This is a genomic window from Nitratidesulfovibrio termitidis HI1, assembly GCF_000504305.1.
GTDB lineage: Bacteria > Desulfobacterota > Desulfovibrionia > Desulfovibrionales > Desulfovibrionaceae > Cupidesulfovibrio > Cupidesulfovibrio termitidis.
Genome location: NZ_KI632512.1, coordinates 1,674,037 through 1,690,992 on the forward strand (window position 1 = coordinate 1,674,037; position 16,956 = coordinate 1,690,992).

Below are 16,956 nucleotides of genomic sequence, written 5' to 3' on the forward strand. Positions count from 1 at the left end.
CAAGCAGCAGGCCGGAGTCAGGGCCGCCAGGACGGCGGCCAGCCGCGCAGCGCGAGCGCCGCAGGGGCTTTGCCCCGCAAGCGAGAGACCGTCCCGCATAGGACATGCGGGCGGACGGCATCTGGAGGACGCGTAAATGGCGGGCCTGTTCTGGTCATACTTCCGCGAGCGGCTGGCGTGGCCGTGGATCTTCCGTCCGGGGCCGCTGGCCGTCATCGCACGCGGGCTGGCCGACTACCTGGACACTGTGCGCGAGGACATCCGCTGGACGCGCGACCAGTGGATCGTGACCACGGCGGAACAGGCGCTGATGCAGGGCTACGGCGCATCGCGCGGCGCGCCGCGCACCCGGCACGATGACGACGAGCGCCACCGCCGCCGGGTGGAACGGGCCTACGCCTGGCACGCCATGGGCGGCACCGTGGAAGGGCTGCCGCGCATCCTTGAGGAATACGGCTACCCCGGCGGCAGGGTGCGCAACCTGCGCGACCACAACGCCGAGCTGTGGGCGCACTTCGACGTGGAGTTGCTGAACCCGCCCGCGCTGTTCGGGCAGGCCGACATCGAGGCCGTGCTGGATCTGGTCAACGAATACAAGCCCGCGCGCTCGGTGGTGGGGCTGGTGCAGTTCACCGGTCAGGGCGCGGCCCCGCTGGCGCTGGGGGCCGTGCTGACCACATCGGTTGTGGTCGAGCACGTGGTGGCCACCGGTTCCGAAGCGCCGTTCCCGCCCGCCCCGCTGCAAGCCGGGGTGGTGGCCGTGCAATACATTTTCGTCCGACACGAAGTACGCGAGGTTACGTCATGAGCGATGAGCTGAAAGGCATCTGGACCGCGAAGGGATTGGAAAAGCTGGCGGCGGCCTACGCCGGGGGCGCGCCCTTGGTGCTGCGGCAGATTGCCGTGGGCGACGGCGGGGGCAGCGTGCCCGCGCCCGCGCCCAGTTGGACCGGCCTTGCGGCGGAGAAGTGGCGCGGCAACGTCAACGCCGTCATGGTCAACCCCGACGCCCCCACCGAGGTGGTGGCCGACGTGGTGCTGCCCTTCAACGTGGGCGGGTTCTTCATCCGCGAATGGGGCCTGTTCGACGAGGCGGGCGACATGGTGGCCGTGGGGCCGCACGCGGAAACCTACAAGCCGCTGATAGCCGAGGGCACGGCGGTGGAAGTGACCGAACGCATCCGCCTGCCGCTGACCAACTCCGCCGCCGTGACCCTGACCATCGCCAGCGCGGCCATGGCCACCCAGCAGTACGTGCGCCAGTACGTGACGCAGGTGGTGGAAGGGCATGATGCGGCTTCCGACGCGCACGCCGGGCGGCTGGATGCGCTGGCTGAGGCGCTGGCCACCCACGGGCATGCCTATGCCACGGAGGAAACGCCGGGCTTCGTGCGCAGGGCCACGGACGAGGATGTCGAGGCCGGGGTGGGGAACGGGTATGTTTCCCCGCCGCAACTGGATGCAGCGCTGGCTTCAGTGGATGTGGTGGCCGCCCTGCGCGACATGCAGGCGGGTACCGTCCGCCTTTGGCCGTCGCTCACCGTGCCCGTTCTGGCGGATGGATTGCCGCTGGGCCTGCCTCTGGACGGTGCGGTGGTGTCGCTGACGACGTATCCGAGGCTGGCGCGCGTGCTGTGCCCGGTCGGGGACAATGCGTGGGCACCCGCTTGGTACCGCTGCACGGCTGGTGGCGTGCGCGACGTGGCGGGGACGTACATCAAGCTGGACGACTGGCGCGGCGGCTATCCGCAGGTGCTGGATGCGGGTGCCGCGCGGGCCAAATCCACGGTGCTGGTCAGCACCACGGCAGGTAGCGCCAACATTACCATCGTCAACAACCTGAGCGCCGGTGGCACGTTGACCACCCCCTACACCGGCAGCGACGGAATTTATCCCGGTCTGTCCGTGTCTGGTGCGGGCATCCCCGCAGGGGCTACCGTGGTGAGCGTGGCGGGCACCACGGTGACGCTGTCGATGGCGTGCACGGCGACAGGGGCCAGCGTGGAAGCGACGGTGACCGGGCGTGTTTTGGGCGATTGGCAAAGGGACGCCGCGCGAAGAATCATCGGCGGATTTAGTATCGGCACATTGATGGGGCCATCAGGGTCAGGCCCGTTTACCGTCGGCACTGTCAGCGGCCCGCGCATAAACGCGAGTACGGCAACCGACTCACGAGACTACCTTGGTTTCGATACCGCGCGCGTTGGGCCGGTAGCTCCCACTTCCCGTCCCGCTGGTCCCGTAGCTAACGCCATTATCCTCGTCTAGGAGACCGTCACCAATGATCACCGTGCACAACACCAACACAGAGGGCATCTACACCGGGCAGGCAGATATCCCCGACCGGTTTCCGGGGCAGGGATTGCCCGCGCAAACCTATTCCGATGGCCCGCCCGACACGCCGCTGCCGTCCGCATGGCACCGCTGGCAGCGCCAGGGCGATGCCTGGGTGGCTGTTGAGGACCACCGGGGCCGCGATGGCTGGTTGGCCGATGGCACCCCGCACACGGTGGCAGCGATGGGACCGCTGCCCGCCGGGTGGACCGATACAATGCCGCCGCCCGCGTTGGCCGAGGTCGTGGCGGGCAAGCAGGCAGCCATCCGCGCCGGGTATGACACGGCCCTTGCGGGCGTGCTGGCCGGTGCGGAGGCAACCGCCACCGGCGTGGCCGTGGGGTCCGCCCTGATGGCCGTCACCGACCCGCAGGGGCTGGAATATCTGGTGGACATGCTGACGGCGCGCCGCGTGTCGCTGGAACAGGCCCTGCTGGCCGCGCAGGCCGGTGTGGAACCCGTGGCCGCCGTGCTGGCCATTGTGGTCAGCTATCCCACGTAACTTGTTGAGCCGATTGCAATTGCAATCGGCTCAACAAGAATGTTTTTTGTGTTATATTGGCGTATGTTCGTCGAGCTTCCCGTCGCTATTCTGCGCCTTATTTGGAAGTCTTGAAATGCTGCATCTTGGGCTTCTTTCGGGAAGATATGCCAATATACTTTGCTTGCTTGCTCGAATCCTTCGCCCATCTTTTTCTATTAAATTCATTTCAAGTAGACTGTTTATATCCCTGCTCACAAGTTTTGATGTAGAATTAGCATATTCAAGTGCAATTCTTGTAGTTATCGTTTTTATTTCGTTCAACCCAACCCATCCATCGTCCTTCTTTACATCCGTAAGGTCAAGAACAAGCCTTCTTCTTCTGGTTGCAGTTTTTGAAGGTTGGTTTCTAAATTTTTCATGAACATGGTTTATCCACATTGCTGTCCATTGGTAATCTCTTATTCTTGATAGCTGCTCTGCTAATTGGTCAACATATCCACGCAATGCATACTCTATGAATGGAAATATACATCTCCTATCAGTTGATTCAGTTAATTTTCTGTAATATTCCGACCTCGTCGCGTTGTAATGATTGCTAAGTAGCTGGGCCGCTGGCGTTGGGACGCCCGAAGCGATGCATGTCTTTAGTTCAAGCAGGCGCGCAGTTCGACCGTTTCCATCTCCAAATGGATGTATCCACGCTATATATATATGCAAGACAATTGACTTTAGAATGCCAGAAGCGGTAGTCCACTCATCGCCAAGCGAAAATCTAGAGTCATTAAGCATTTCGCATGTTTTATCGAGAAGATATGTACAATCCTCCGGCGGGGCACCGATGTATCGCCCCACATTGACCTTATGCTGTCTAATCTCTCCAGGATGAACGCCCACATCAAGCGGGAGATCCTTTAATACAAATTTATTAAATTCACATATTTCCTGCGTCGTCAGGCAGTCTGAGTTGCCCTTTAAGACCCGAGTTGCAACTACATTGCAGGCATTAACAATATTTTCAACCTCTTGCCGCAAGTACTCTTTAGATCTTGGCAAGTCCAATTTACCTTCAATCTGTTGTAATACTTGCTCCTCAGATAGCGTATTCCCTTCGATGGCGGTGGTCGCTAGCGCCCCTTTCGCCAGATAGAGCCTGTGGAGTTCGTCCTCGACATCGGGCTTTAGAGGAACCCCAGCAATGTGCTCGCATTTCGATTGAGCCTCTCCCAGCAGCATAAGAACATTGTGATTGGCTCTGCTCATGTCCACGCTAAACGACAGCCATGGGTGACTTTTTTCATATGTTCTTGCCATTATTGTCCTCGTTTTTTTAAATAAAAACAGTATTTTGATCAAATATTGTCGCATTTTTTGTCTATTTAGATGTCCACAATTATGTCTCGGATGTTGTCTATGTCAAGTAACCTTTGATGGAAATATCAAATGAATGCTTTGCTGTCGTATCCAGACGGTATTCTCGCAACAAAAACACTTAACAATATAGTGAGATGGGCTATTCGAGGGCCGTTTCTGACAACCAGCCTCAAAGCACAGCCCCCGGCAGGGGAGAACCTGCCGGGGGCTACCGGGCGAATGGATAAGGGGAGAAAACTACCGCGCGGGGCCGGTGGACGGGACTGCCGCAAGCTGGTCCGGCGAAAGGGGCACCTCTTCCTGAAGGATGCGCGGCAACTTCACCTCGCCGGGGGAAATCTCCATGCGCTTGGCAATGGCGGCGCGCAGCGCATCTTCATCGGTATAACCGTCCTTCTGGTAGTGGCCGCGCAACTCACCCCACAGGCTGGCCATCTCGCGCTCCTGCGTCGTGGTGCCGCGCTTGCCCGCCGTCACGCGCCAGACCTTGCCGGTATCGCCGCCAGCGCCCTTGCCGTCCGGCGAATACTCCGCCGTGGCAAGCTGGGTGGCGGCATGTGGCCGCCGATTGGCCTGCGATTCAAGGATGACCTGCACAAGGGCGGCCCCGCCCGTCTCGGTGTAGTGCTTGGCCGCCGCAATGACCGTGGCTGCCATGTTCTGCCGCGAAAATTCGGACTGGTCGGCATCCGCAGGCACGATGCGATACCGCCAGCGTTTGCGGGATCCGCCGGACATGTCCTCTGACGACACCAGCATGTACGGCACTGGAGCAGGTAGCGCCGCAACTACACTGGCCGGTGCCGCCGATGCAGGGGCGGATGCAGAACCAGGCGACGTGGCCGAGATGGATGACGGCTTCGGCGGTGCATCGATGCCCATCGACAGCACGGCCATCAATCCGAAATACACCAGAAACGCCTTCACGCGCGTAGGTTTACCCCACCGCATGACCAACGCAGGCTTGAACAGTCCCACCAGCGCGGCAAACATCGCCGCCCCGGCCAACAATGTGAACACGGCAGACACAGCGGACATGGACCCTCCCCGTTGCGCATTGAATATACTCACCAATACATACACAACGAAAAGGGGCCAGGGCAACCCTGCCCAAGCCCCACCCACGCGCCCGCGCGTAGCAACCACAATGCCTGTCACCCAACTTGAGAACCGACCATTCTCAACTCACATGACGAAATTTCTCAACTATGGCGACGACTCACATTCCTATTCATATCCCCAAGGTTGGAAATAGGGTTGGAAAAATTTTCTCAACCCTATTCTGGAAAGCTCTTTTTATCATCCAACCACTTGATTTAATTTTGGCGCGCCCGGGAGGATTCGAACCCCCGGCCAAGAGCTTAGAAGGCTCCTGCTCTATCCACCTGAGCTACGGGCGCGTGACGAGAGGGGATTTTTCTAGCCGAGCCAGTGCCGCCGGTCAAGGGCAACGGGCAGGCAACGGCAAGGGCATGGACCGCACGGTCGCCATACAGGAGCAGGCCATCCGTCCGGCTCACCACCGACGCACCGGGCCATTACGTCATTTCCATAATGGTCCTGCTCCGGGCGTCCGGGCAATCCGCCTACGCAACCCTACGCCATCCGGACCGGCACCCTACCCGCCCGAAAGCACGCCACCTCTCCACCCCTGCCTTGCCTACGCAATCCGTCCCCCCGCTTGACGCGCCCCCTCCGGCGTCCTACCGAAAGAAATGCGCCCCTTCCGCATGGCCGGATGCCGGGCGCGCTTACGCCCCTTCTACAGGCACGCTCATCATGACATACGCATCTTCTGCATCTCCTTTCGCCACCTATGACGACGTACAAGCCCACCTGGACAGGCTGGGCATGTTCCACATGGACCTTGGCCTTGGCCGCATGGAACGCGTGCTGGACGCGCTGTCCCTCGCAGCGCCGCCCTTCACCGTGGCCCAGGTGGTGGGCACCAACGGCAAGGGGTCCACGTCCACCTTTCTGGCCGCCATCGGCACGGCACACGGGCTGCGCACCGGGTTGTACACCTCGCCGCACTTCGTCACCCCGCGTGAACGCATCCGCATCGACGGGGCCATGCTGGCCGCCGATCAGTGGCCGGGTCTGGCCAACCGGATCATGGCGGCGGGCGGCGATGCGCTGACCTATTTCGAATTCCTTACCGCTCTCGGCCTGCTGGCCTTCAGCGAGGCGGGCGTGCAGTTTGCCGTGCTGGAGGCGGGCCTTGGCGGCGCGCACGACGCCACCACCGCTGTGGCCGCCGACGTGGTCTGCGTGACGCCCATCGGGCTGGACCATCAAAGCGTGCTGGGCGCCACCATCGCCGCCATCGCCGCCGACAAGGCCGGAGCGTTGCGCCCCGGCGTGCCCGCCGTCACCGCGCCCCAGCCTGCGGAGGCCATGGACGAACTGCGCGCGGCGGCGGACGCCTGCGGCGCCACCCTGCACGATGCCGACGACGTGGCCAAACTGCCCGCCAAGGTGGAACTGGGCCTGGCCGGGCCGCACCAGCGCACCAACGCGCTGGTGGCTTTGGCTGCATGGACCACGCTGGCCAAGGCCAACGGATGGGAATCTCAGGAGGACGCCGTGCGCCAGGGACTGGCCGAGGCGTGGATTCCCGGTCGCCTGCAATGGGTGGAACGGCCCACCGCCGAACCGCACGGCGCAAATGGGCCAGATGGGCCAGATGGGCCGGACGGGCCAGATGAGCCAGATGGGGCGGACGAAACGGGCGCGCCGAACGCTTCCGAAATCCCTGAAACACCCGGCATGCCCGCCCTGCCCGCGCGCCTTGCCATCGACGGTGCCCACAACGCCCACGGGCTGGCCGCCCTGCGAGCGGCGCTGGCTGACCAGTGCGTGCGCCCCGTCGTGGTGATCTTCTCATGCCTGGCCGACAAGGATCTTGTGGCCATGGCGGAAGAGGTGCGCCGCCTAGCCGGGGGTGCCCCCGTGCTGGTGCCCACCATCCGCGACAACGCCCGCGCCGCGCGGGGCGAAGACTTGGCCGCCCTGCTGGGCTCCACCGCCCGCGCCGTGCCGGACATGGCCGCTGCGCTGGCCGAGGCCACCGCCCTTGCCCCGCAGGGTCCGGTGCTGTTGTGCGGCTCCTTGTATTTGCTCGGCGAGTTCTTTACACTTCGGCCCGATTGTCTGGAATCGCGGGGTGCTGGCAGCGCCTGCGAAGTGCCTGTGGATTCGTCAGACATGCCACCGGGCGCACATCCGGACACGCATCCGGACAGCGCCCCGGCAACACCTCCCGGGCCGCCGCACTCCGGCAACTGACAGGCCTCGCCCCGCATTCGCCGCATCGCCAGCAAGGAGCCCCACGTGTCGAACCTGTTCCGGTCCCTGCCCTCCATGGACGCCCTGCTCACCGCCCTGGCACATCCGGAACAGGCCAGGCCGGGAACGCCCGCCGCATCCGGCCTGGCCGCGCAGTTCGCACAGTCCGACGTGGCCGACCTGGCCGCGCTGCCGCGCCCGCTGCTGCGCGACCTGGTCAATGCCTTCCTTGATCAGTGCCGCGAGGCCATCCGCTCCGGGGACATCACCGACGCCGCGGCCCTCTCCACGCAGGCGCTGCTGCCCGCACTCATCGCGCATGTGCTGCGTGCGGCGCGCCCCCACTTCCGCCGCGTGCTCAACGCCACCGGCGTGGTCATCCACACCAACCTCGGTCGCTCACTGCTGGCGGAAGAAGCCACCGCCGCCGTGGCCGAGGCCTGCGCCAACTATTCCAACCTCGAATTCGACCTGACCACCGGCGAACGCGGCAGCCGCTACTCCCACGTGGAAGAACTGCTGTGCAAGGTCACCGGGGCAGAGGCGGGCCTTGTGGTCAACAACAACGCCGCCGCCGTGCTGCTGGTGCTGGACACCCTGTGCAAGGGCGGCGAGGTGGTGGTTTCGCGCGGGCAGTTGGTGGAAATCGGCGGCAGCTTCCGCATCCCCGAAGTCATGGAGAAAAGCGGCGCGGTGCTGCGCGAGGTGGGCGCCACCAACCGCACCCACCTGCGCGACTACGAAAACGCCATCAACGAGCACACCGTGGCCCTGCTGAAGGTGCACACCTCCAACTACCGCATCACCGGCTTCCACAAGGAAGTGCCCCTGGCGGAACTGGTGGCCCTGGGCCGGGCGCGCAACCTGCCGGTCATCGAAGACCTTGGCAGCGGCAGCTTCCTGGACTTCACCCCGTGGGGCCTGCATGGCGAACCCACGGTGCGCGAGGTGGTTTCCGACGGGGCCGACGTGGTCAGCTTTTCGGGCGACAAGGTGCTGGGCGGCCCGCAGGCCGGGCTTATCGTGGGGCGGCGCGAGATCATCGCGCGCATCAAGCGCAACCCGCTCAACCGCGCCCTGCGCATCGACAAGATGACCCTGGCAGCGCTGGAGGCCACCCTGCGCCTGTACCTGGACCCGGAACTGGCCCGCCGCAAGGTGCCTACCCTGCGCATGATGACCGCCCCGGCAGACGAACTGGCCCGGCGGGCGCGCAAGCTGGCAACCCGGTTGCGCACCGCGCTGGGCGATGCGGCCGCCATCGGCCTTGCCCCCGGCGTGTCGCGGGTGGGGGGCGGCTCCTTTCCGGAACGCGACCTTCCGACCACACTGGTCAGCGTGGCCCCGACAGGCGGTTCCGCCACCGCGTTGAAGGAACGGCTGCTGGACACCGATCCGCCATTGGTCGGCAGGCTGGAGGATGACACCTTCCGGCTGGACCCGCGCACCCTGGACGATGCGGAATTTCCCCTGGTGGCCGCCGCGCTGGCCCAGGCGTTGGGCCTGCCCGGCGCACCCGTTGCGGCGCGGCCCGGCAAACGCCCGCCGCGCGTCCGACGCGGGTAGCAACGTCCCATACGGCCCGGCCCAACTGTCCATCCCACAGGCCGCCCTACCGGCTGCCGACATAGGAGACCCTATGCAGCAAGGCGAATTCAAGGAACTGGCCCGCAAGCGCATCCTGGTCACCGGGGGCGCGGGTTTCATCGGCTCGCACCTGTGCCGCCGCCTGCTGGATCGGGGCGCGGAAGTGCTGTGCGTGGACAACTTCTTCACCGGCTCGCGCGACCATGTGCAGGAAATGCAGGACCACCCGCGCTTCGAGCTGCTGCGCCACGACATCACTTTTCCGCTCTACGTGGAAGTGGACGAAATCTACAATCTGGCCTGCCCGGCGTCGCCCATCCACTACCAGTTCGACCCGGTGCAGACGACCAAGACCTGCGTGCACGGCTCCATCAACATGCTGGGGTTGGCCAAGCGGGTCAAGGCGCGCATCCTGCAAGCCTCCACCAGCGAGGTCTACGGCGATCCGGAAACCCACCCCCAGACCGAAGACTACTGGGGCCGGGTGAACCCCATCGGCCCGCGCTCGTGCTACGACGAGGGCAAGCGCTGCGCCGAAACCCTGTTCAGCGACTACCACCGCCAGCACGGGGTGCCCATCCGCATTGCGCGCATCTTCAACACCTTCGGGCCGCGCATGCACCCCAACGATGGCCGCGTGGTCAGCAACTTCATCCTGCAGGCCTTGCAGGACAAGCCCATCACCATCTACGGCGACGGCAGCCAGACCCGTTCGTTCTGCTACGTGGACGACATGGTGGATGGCCTGACCGCGCTGATGCACGCCCCGGACAACGCGGACGACGCGCACCTGCCGGTGAACCTCGGCAACCCCGAGGAGCGCACCATCCTGAATCTTGCCGAGATCATCATCGAGTTCGTCAACTCGCGCTCGACCATCGACTTCCGCCCGCTGCCGCAGGACGACCCGCGCCGCCGCCGCCCGGACATCGCGCAGGCAAAGGAAAAGCTGGGCTGGGAGCCCAAGGTGAGCATGGAAGAGGGGCTGCGGAAGACCGTGGAGTATTTCGAGGGGTTGCTGAGGTCGCGGCGGGAAGAAGGGGCGGAGGTGTAACGTCATTACGTGAGGGAAAAGAGAGGTCGCGCGCTCTTGGGTACGGCCTCTACGAAGACAGTTCTGCCTTTTTGAGCACCCTCGATTTCGTTATGCCTCCGGCGGGCAAGGGGCCATTAAGCGATGGCCCCTTGCATCCCCGCGCTCCGGGGGCTCCGCCCCCTGGTCCCCCGGCGCTCGCCGCGACGCATGTGCCGCCGCCAAAGCCCGGCGTCACACGCTTCTACGCACATCACATTTCCTTTGAACCCCACATGGGTGCCCCGGCCCCACGGACACGGCGGCCCGCATCCGCAACGCCGGAGCTTCCGCCGTCGCAAGGCCTCCGGCGGCGATCTCCGGCTGCGGACGCGTATCACCGCATGCAGGTAGCCCCAGCCCTTTTGGGGTGTCAGGTCGCGTGGCAAAGGTCCAGCCAGAGTGTGCGCAGACAAGAAGCCTCGAACGCCAGGGAGTCTAGCAGGGGACACCGACAACATCGCGTGCGTAGAAGCGTGTGACGCCGGGCTTTGACGGCGGCACATGCGTCGCAACGGGCGGATGGATAAAGACACCCAAGTGAAGTCGGGGCAACGGGAGATTCGCGCGCATCGCATTCCCGTCGGCAGATCGCCCGAAGGCGCCTTACGCCGAAGGGAAGCTGCCGACGAAAGGAGTGCGGCGCAGGATACGTCGGGGGGTCCAGGACTTCAGCCGTTAGGCGAGCGCGAAGATCGACCCGAAGGGCGCGAAGCGTGGCCGTTGGCGAGCTTGCGAGCCGTACGGCCATCGTACGCAACGCGCGAGTCTTACGGATGAAGATAGCAGAGCTGGCGAAGCGCCCCCGGAGCGCGGGGATGCAAGGGGCCGCCGCTATGCGGCCCCTTGCCCGCCGGAGGCATAACGAAATCAAGGGGAGTCAAAGGGGCAGGACTGTCTTCGTAGAAGCCGTACCCATCGAAGGGCATCCCCCCTCATTCCCCGCCGGAGGCATAACGAAATCAGGCGTGGTCAACAGTGCACGACTGGCTTCGTAGAAACCGGGTACAACCGCGCACGACATATCCCTCCCTTCCCCCTCTGCGTCCGCTCCCATACCCTATTACCCCCGCCAACAGCCCCCCCCCTGTTGCCCCCCGCCGCAAGAGATATTACCTAGTCCTTCGCCGCGTTGCGCAACACAACGCCCCACCCGCAAACCTTCGCGGTCTCGCCGCCGCAGCACATACGGGCATCTTCCCCGAAAGGAACATCCACATGGACAAACTCGACTTCGAGACCACCAGTTGCTGGGAAGCCTACGCCAGCGACGAGCATCAGACCGCCATGCGCGAACTGGCCGACCGCTACGTGGACTTTCTGTCCCGCTGCAAGACCGAGCGCGAAACCGTGGACTACGTGGTCACGCGGCTGCGCGCGGCGGGCTACACGGAAAACTTCGCCCACGACAAGGTCTACCGGGTGTTCAAGGGCAAGACCGTGTTCATCGCCCGCAAGGGCCGCGCCCCGCTGTCGCAGGGCGTGCGGCTCATCGGCGCGCACGCGGACACCCCCCGCCTGGACCTGAAGCAGCGCCCGCTGCTGGAACAGGCGGGCATCGGCCAGGCCAAGACCCACTATTACGGCGGCATCCGCAAGTACCAGTGGCTGGCCCGCCCGCTGGCCCTGCACGGCGTGGTGGTGAAGGAAAACGGCGAATCGGTACGCATCACCCTGGGCGAAGACCCGGCGGAACCGGTGTTCACCATCGCCGACCTGCTGCCCCATCTGGCCCAGAAGCAGGCCGGGCAGACCATCGCCGACGCCTTCGAGGGCGAGAAGCTGAACATCGTGCTGGGGCACCGGCCCATGCCGAAGCCGGTGACGGAAGAAATCGCCGGTGATACTGCCACCCCTGCCGATGCACCCGCATCCGCGCCCGAAGCCGCCAACGGCAACGCCACCGCCGCCGACTGCACCGCCAAAAAGGACGCCCCCAAGGATCCGATCAAGGCGCGCATGCTGGCCCTGCTGCACGAAAAGTACGCCATCCGAGAGGAAGACCTGTACTCCGCCGAATTGCAGGCCGTGCCCGCCGGACCCGCCCGTTACGTGGGGCTGGATGGCTCCCTCATCGGCGGCTACGGGCAGGACGACCGCATCTGCGTGTTCGCCGCGCTGGAAGCCCTGCTGGCGGCGGAAAACCCGCAGCAGCCGCAGTGCGTGCTGTTCTGGGACAAGGAGGAGATCGGCTCCGAAGGCTCCACCGGGGCCAAGTCGCGCTTCTTCGAATACTGCATCGAAGACCTCATCGCCGCGTGGCAGCCCGCCGCCCGCTTCAGCGACGTGATGCTGGCCACCCGCGCCCTGTCCGCCGACGTGCACGCCGCCATCGACCCCGACTGGCAGGAACTGCATGAAAAGCTCAACGCCGCCGTCATTGGCCACGGCCCGTGCTTCTGCAAGTTCACCGGGCACCGCGGCAAGTACGAGGCCAACGACGCCCACCCGGAATACGTGGGCTGGCTGCGCGGCGTGCTGAACGGCAGCAAGATTCCGTGGCAGATGGCGGAACTTGGCCGCGTGGACGGCGGGGGCGGCGGCACCGTGGCCATGTATCTTGCCGCCTACGGCATGGACATCATCGACTTCGGCCCGGCGGTACTGTCCATGCACAGCCCGTTCGAACTGTCCAGCATGGCCGACCTGTACGCCACGCGTCTTGCGTACACGGCGTTTCTGGAAAAGTAGCCACAGCACGACACAATCCATTCCGCGCGCCGGTCGTCCCCATCTCCAAAAGGAACCTTGCGGGGCCGACAAGGACCGGCGCGCGGGCGTTTTTCGCCCCCTCGTCTTGCCGTGCCCGCGCCCTGCCCCCAGGCCGCCCGGCGTCCGGTGAACATCCGGCGGGCATCAAACCGACATCCGGCCAACACGGCCCGCCCCACTACCGCGCCCTTCGCGCATAGCCCAAGGAGACCGCCATGCTCGACTTCACCTTCCACATGCCCACCCGCATCATCTTCGGCGCGGGCAGGCTGGCCGAGCTTGGGCGCACCCGCCTGCCGGGCCGCAAGGCGCTGGTGGTGGTCAGCGCGGGCGGCTCCATGCGCCGCACCGGGCATTTGGACAAGGTCCTGGCCCTGTTGGGGCAGAACGGATGCGCCACGGTGACCTTCGACAATATCCAGCCCAACCCCGTGCTGACCCACGTGGACGAGGGCGCGGCCCTGGCCCGCGCCGAGGGCTGCGACTTCGTGCTGGGCCTTGGCGGGGGCAGCACCATCGACTCCGCCAAATCCATCGCCCTGGCCGCCGCCAACCCCGGCTCATACTGGGACTACATCCAGAGCGGCACCGGCGGGCGCAAGCGGCCCGAACGCCCGGCCCTGCCGGTGGTGGCCATTCCCACCACGGCGGGCACCGGCACGGAAGCCGACCCGTGGACGGTGATCACCCGCGAGGACACCAACGAAAAGATCGGCTGGGGCGACGATTCCACCTACCCCGCGCTGTCCATCGTGGACCCCATGCTGATGGTCAGCGTGCCCCCGGCGGTAACGGCCATGACCGGCATGGACGCCTTCTTCCACGCGGCGGAAGCCTACCTTTCCACGGCGCGCCAGCCCTCCAGCGACCTGCTGGCGCTGGAGGCGGTCAGCCTGATCAGCCAGTTCCTGCCGCAGGCGGTGCAGGACGGAAGTTCGGTGCAGGTGCGCACCATGCTGGCGTGGGCGTCCACGGCGGCGGGGCTGTGCGAGTCGCTGTCGTCGTGCATCTCGCACCACTCGCTGGAACACGCCCTGTCGGCCCACCACCCGACCCTGCCGCACGGCGCGGGGCTGGTCATGCTGTCCCTGCCCTACTTCGAGGTGATGGCCCGCTTCCAGCCCAAGCGCTGCGCCGACCTTGCCGTGACCATGGGCGAGGACATCGAGGGCATGGAACTGCGCGAACAGGGGCTGGCCTTTGTCACGGCGCTGCGCAAGCTCATTGCCGCCGTGGGGCTGGATGGCCTGAAGATGTCCGACTACGGGGTGACCCGCGAGGAGATACCCACCCTGGCTCGCAACGCGCGCGAAACCATGGGCGGGCTGTTCGCCGTCACCCCGGTGGACCTGCGCGAGGATGCGGTGATTGCGATTTTCGAGAAGGCGTACCGGTAAGGGGGGCAGTGGGACGAGGCAGGCTTCCGTAAGCGCGGGCACACTGCGGGCAGAATCCGTCTTTTGCCACCGGGCGGCGTTGGCCCGGCTTTTTTGATGCTCACGTACAGAAGTACAGCTGTGCTTTCGCCATCCGTAAGACTCGCGCGCTACGCTCGCCTAACGGCTGCCGATCTCCGCTCAAAAAAGCCGTGCCGCCTTGTCCGGCGGGCAAAACTCGTAATTCCTTGCATTGCGCCCGCACACGCCCCCGCGACGGAAGACCGTCGCGGGATAAAAGGAAAAAAGCATTTCAACTGAAGCATAAAGCCGAATGCTGGCGAAGCCCTATGCTGCGTGTCCGCGGCCTCACGTCCCACTCCACCCCAACCGCAATTTCCTGCAATACCCCACTGGCGAAACCCGGCAGACTTCACCTACAGGCACGGTTCCCCCTTTCTTACCCGCACATCCCCACCGAACCGCCCGCGCACAACCTAACATCCCGAACAACCACGGACCCGGCATGCGACAGCCCCTCGAAAACGTGCGCTACTGGCGCAGCAACGACCTGGATGGCCTGGAAACCAACCGGGTGCTCCGCAGCGCGCACACCTTCCCCAAGCACACCCACGACCAGTACGCCGTGGGCCTGATGGAGGAAGGGGCCAACTACTGCCATGGCCGCGCCCGGCGCAGCTCCGTGGTGGTGGGCGGGCAGATATGCCTGTTCAACCCCGGCGAGGTGCACAGCGGCGAGCCGGAACGCGGCGTGCCCGCCACCTACCGCATGTTCTACGCAGACCCGCACTGGCTGCATCGCGTGGCCGTGGAACTGGGCGGACGCGACGCAGGCCCGCCCGACTTCCGTAGCCTTATCGTACCCGATGCCGACGTGCTGCGCGCCTTTCTGCGCCTAAGTGATCTGGTGGCCGAAGGCGCGGAACTGCTGGCCCGCCAGTCGGCCATGGTGGGCGCGTTCTCGCTGGTGCTGGCCCGCCACGGCGGGGTACGGCCCGAAGCCGTGACCGCCCGCGACGGCAACGTGGCCGTGCGCAGGGTGCGCGCCTACCTTGCCGAACGGATGGCGCACAGGGTCTCGCTGGAAGACCTGGCCGAAACCACCGGCCTCAGCCGGTTCCACATGCTGCGGGTGTTCCGCGACGCCACGGGCATGACCCCGCACGCCTACCACACCCAGTTGCGCGTGGACCGCGCAAAGCTGCTGCTGCGCCGGGGCTGGGCCATGGCCGACGCCGCGCAGGAAACAGGCTTCGTGGACCAGAGCCACTTTGCCAACACCTTCCGCCGCTACGTGGGGGCCACGCCGGGGCAGTACCTGTCGCGCTGAGACGCGCCTGCCGCCAGTTCCTCCGGCCATCCTGCTGGAAACGGCCCGGACTGACACCCCGCCGCACACGGCATCCGCACGCGCCCATCTTCGCCATCCCCGCCTGCCCTTTCCCCTGACGTCACCGCAATTTCTTGCAAAAACTCCGTGCAAGACGCACCGCCTTGCAACGCGGTACACCCGGCGCACACCATAACTCACGGAGACGCCTTCATGTCCGATGCAGTATCCTGCGCCACAACCGACCCAACCATCCCCGACACCACCGGGGCTCCCGACCTTTCGAACCCTACCCCCGACCTTTCCGGCCATGCCCCCGCCCGTGCCTCGCTGCTGCTGCCCGCGCTGGCGGCCTTGGGCGCGGTAACCCTGTGGGGCCTGTCCTTTCCGGCCATGAAGGTGGCCGTGCAGGCCCTTGGCCCCATGCCGCTGATGTGGGCGCGCATGATGGTGGCCATGGCGCTGCTGGCGCCCTTCACCGCCCGGCTGTTCCCGTCCCGCGCCATGGCCGTGGCTCCTTCCGGCACGCAGGTGCGGCGGGGTTTCTGGAGCGGCGTACCCCGGCGGCACAAGCTGCTGCTTCTGCCCACGGTTCTGCTGCAACCCTGCCTGTATTTTCTGTGCGAATCCAATGCGATGCAGATGACAACAGCCTCGCAGGCCGGGGTCATTTCCGCCTCGGTGCCGTTGCTGGTGGGCGCGGGGGCATGGTTGTTCCTGGGCGAACGGCCTTCGCCCCGGCTGTGGGTGGGGGTGGCGTTCTCGTGCGGGGGGGTGGCCTGGCTGACCCTGTCCGGCGGGGCGGGCACCGAATCCGCACCCGACCCGTTGCTGGGCAACCTGCTGGAACTTCTGGCCATGGCCTGCGCGGCGGGCAACATGGTGCTGGTGCGCAGGCTGTCCGCCCATGGAGAGCACGACGGCTTTCGCTGGAACCCGTGGACGCTCACGGCGTTGCAGACCCTGGCCGGGGCGCTGTTCTTCGCGCCGGGCGCGTACGCGGTGCTTGTCGGGGCGGGGCAATGGCCCAGCAATGTGGTGCTGGCGGTAATCTACCTTGGAGCAGGGTCGTCACTGGGCGCGTTCGGGCTGTTCAACTGGGCCACCAGCCATCTGCCCGCCAGCAGCGTGGGGGCCTTCATCAACCTGGTGCCGGTGACCGCCGTGGGGTTCGGCTGGCTGTGGCTTGGCGAAACCCTGAACGCCACCCAGATGCTGGCCGCCGCCGTGGTCATGGTGGGGGTGGCGCTGGGCACGGGCCGCCGCCGGCAACCTTCGTCATCCCTTTGATGCGAAAACGGGGCGCGAAGGAAATACCTTCGCGCCCCGCCTGATTTTCGAACGCATCCGGGGTCGTGGAAAAAACAGGTCGAGGTGGCTT

General features: G+C 65.3%; 13 protein-coding genes and 1 tRNA gene. 11 read left to right on the forward strand and 3 right to left on the reverse strand.

Annotated features, from left to right (window positions below):
• Positions 1–136: 136 nt before the first annotated feature.
• The 3 genes from DESTE_RS06855 to DESTE_RS06870 are packed head-to-tail and all read left to right on the forward strand — an operon-like array spanning position 137 to position 2,836.
• A complete protein-coding gene (locus DESTE_RS06855; protein WP_035066348.1) occupies positions 137–808 on the forward strand; it encodes a phage tail protein in 672 nt (223 codons plus the stop codon).
• The gene (locus DESTE_RS18350) at positions 805–2,268 is read left to right on the forward strand and encodes a phage tail protein (protein ID WP_245590767.1); all 1,464 of its coding nucleotides are present in this window, start codon (positions 805–807) and stop codon (positions 2,266–2,268) included. Before DESTE_RS06855 ends, DESTE_RS18350 begins: the two co-directional genes overlap by 4 nt.
• Positions 2,269–2,281: 13 nt before the next feature.
• On the forward strand, positions 2,282–2,836 hold the full coding sequence (locus DESTE_RS06870) for a hypothetical protein (RefSeq protein ID WP_035066350.1): 555 nt from the start codon (positions 2,282–2,284) through the stop codon (positions 2,834–2,836).
• 51 nt (positions 2,837–2,887) lie between these two features.
• Here DESTE_RS06870 and DESTE_RS17580 read toward each other — a convergent pair whose 3' ends face one another.
• Together DESTE_RS17580 and DESTE_RS18190 are read right to left on the reverse strand one after the other, a co-directional pair.
• A complete protein-coding gene (locus DESTE_RS17580) occupies positions 2,888–4,129 on the reverse strand; it encodes a Fic family protein (RefSeq protein WP_084559394.1) in 1,242 nt (413 codons plus the stop codon).
• A gap of 297 nt (positions 4,130–4,426) precedes the next feature.
• Positions 4,427–4,927 (reverse strand): DUF4875 domain-containing protein, encoded by a 501-nt coding sequence (locus DESTE_RS18190; protein ID WP_198015337.1) that lies wholly within the window; start codon positions 4,925–4,927, stop codon positions 4,427–4,429.
• On the opposite strand from DESTE_RS18190, the gene DESTE_RS18195 reads away from it, so the two are divergent.
• Complete coding sequence (locus DESTE_RS18195) at positions 4,926–5,444, forward strand: hypothetical protein (RefSeq protein WP_198015338.1); 519 nt, start codon at positions 4,926–4,928, stop codon at positions 5,442–5,444. The genes DESTE_RS18190 and DESTE_RS18195 overlap by 2 nt on opposite strands.
• A 68-nt stretch (positions 5,445–5,512) precedes the next feature.
• Here DESTE_RS18195 and DESTE_RS06880 read toward each other — a convergent pair.
• Positions 5,513–5,589, reverse strand: a tRNA-Arg gene (locus DESTE_RS06880).
• Between the two features lie 379 nt (positions 5,590–5,968).
• Here DESTE_RS06880 and DESTE_RS06885 point away from each other — a divergent pair.
• From DESTE_RS06885 to DESTE_RS06915, 7 genes are all read left to right on the forward strand, one after another.
• Positions 5,969–7,477, forward strand: coding sequence for a bifunctional folylpolyglutamate synthase/dihydrofolate synthase (locus DESTE_RS06885; protein ID WP_035066355.1), 1,509 nt, complete (start codon positions 5,969–5,971; stop codon positions 7,475–7,477).
• A 45-nt stretch (positions 7,478–7,522) separates the two neighbouring features.
• Positions 7,523–9,043, forward strand: coding sequence for an L-seryl-tRNA(Sec) selenium transferase (gene selA / locus DESTE_RS06890; protein ID WP_035066357.1), 1,521 nt, complete (start codon positions 7,523–7,525; stop codon positions 9,041–9,043).
• Positions 9,044–9,116: 73 nt separating this feature from the next.
• The gene (locus DESTE_RS06895) at positions 9,117–10,118 is read left to right on the forward strand and encodes a UDP-glucuronic acid decarboxylase family protein (RefSeq protein WP_035066359.1); all 1,002 of its coding nucleotides are present in this window, start codon (positions 9,117–9,119) and stop codon (positions 10,116–10,118) included.
• A gap of 1,236 nt (positions 10,119–11,354) precedes the next feature.
• Positions 11,355–12,827, forward strand: a complete 1,473-nt coding sequence (locus tag DESTE_RS06900; protein ID WP_035066360.1) for an aminopeptidase — start codon at positions 11,355–11,357, stop codon at positions 12,825–12,827.
• 236 nt (positions 12,828–13,063) lie between these two features.
• The gene (locus tag DESTE_RS06905) at positions 13,064–14,245 is read left to right on the forward strand and encodes an iron-containing alcohol dehydrogenase (protein WP_035066362.1); all 1,182 of its coding nucleotides are present in this window, start codon (positions 13,064–13,066) and stop codon (positions 14,243–14,245) included.
• A gap of 505 nt (positions 14,246–14,750) precedes the next feature.
• Entirely contained in the window at positions 14,751–15,575 is an 825-nt protein-coding gene (locus DESTE_RS06910) for an AraC family transcriptional regulator (protein WP_035066364.1), read from the forward strand.
• 213 nt (positions 15,576–15,788) lie between these two features.
• Positions 15,789–16,865 carry a DMT family transporter gene (locus tag DESTE_RS06915; protein WP_035066366.1) on the forward strand — a complete coding sequence of 359 codons (1,077 nt, stop codon included), beginning with the start codon at positions 15,789–15,791 and terminating at the stop codon, positions 16,863–16,865.
• Positions 16,866–16,956: the final 91 nt, after the last annotated feature.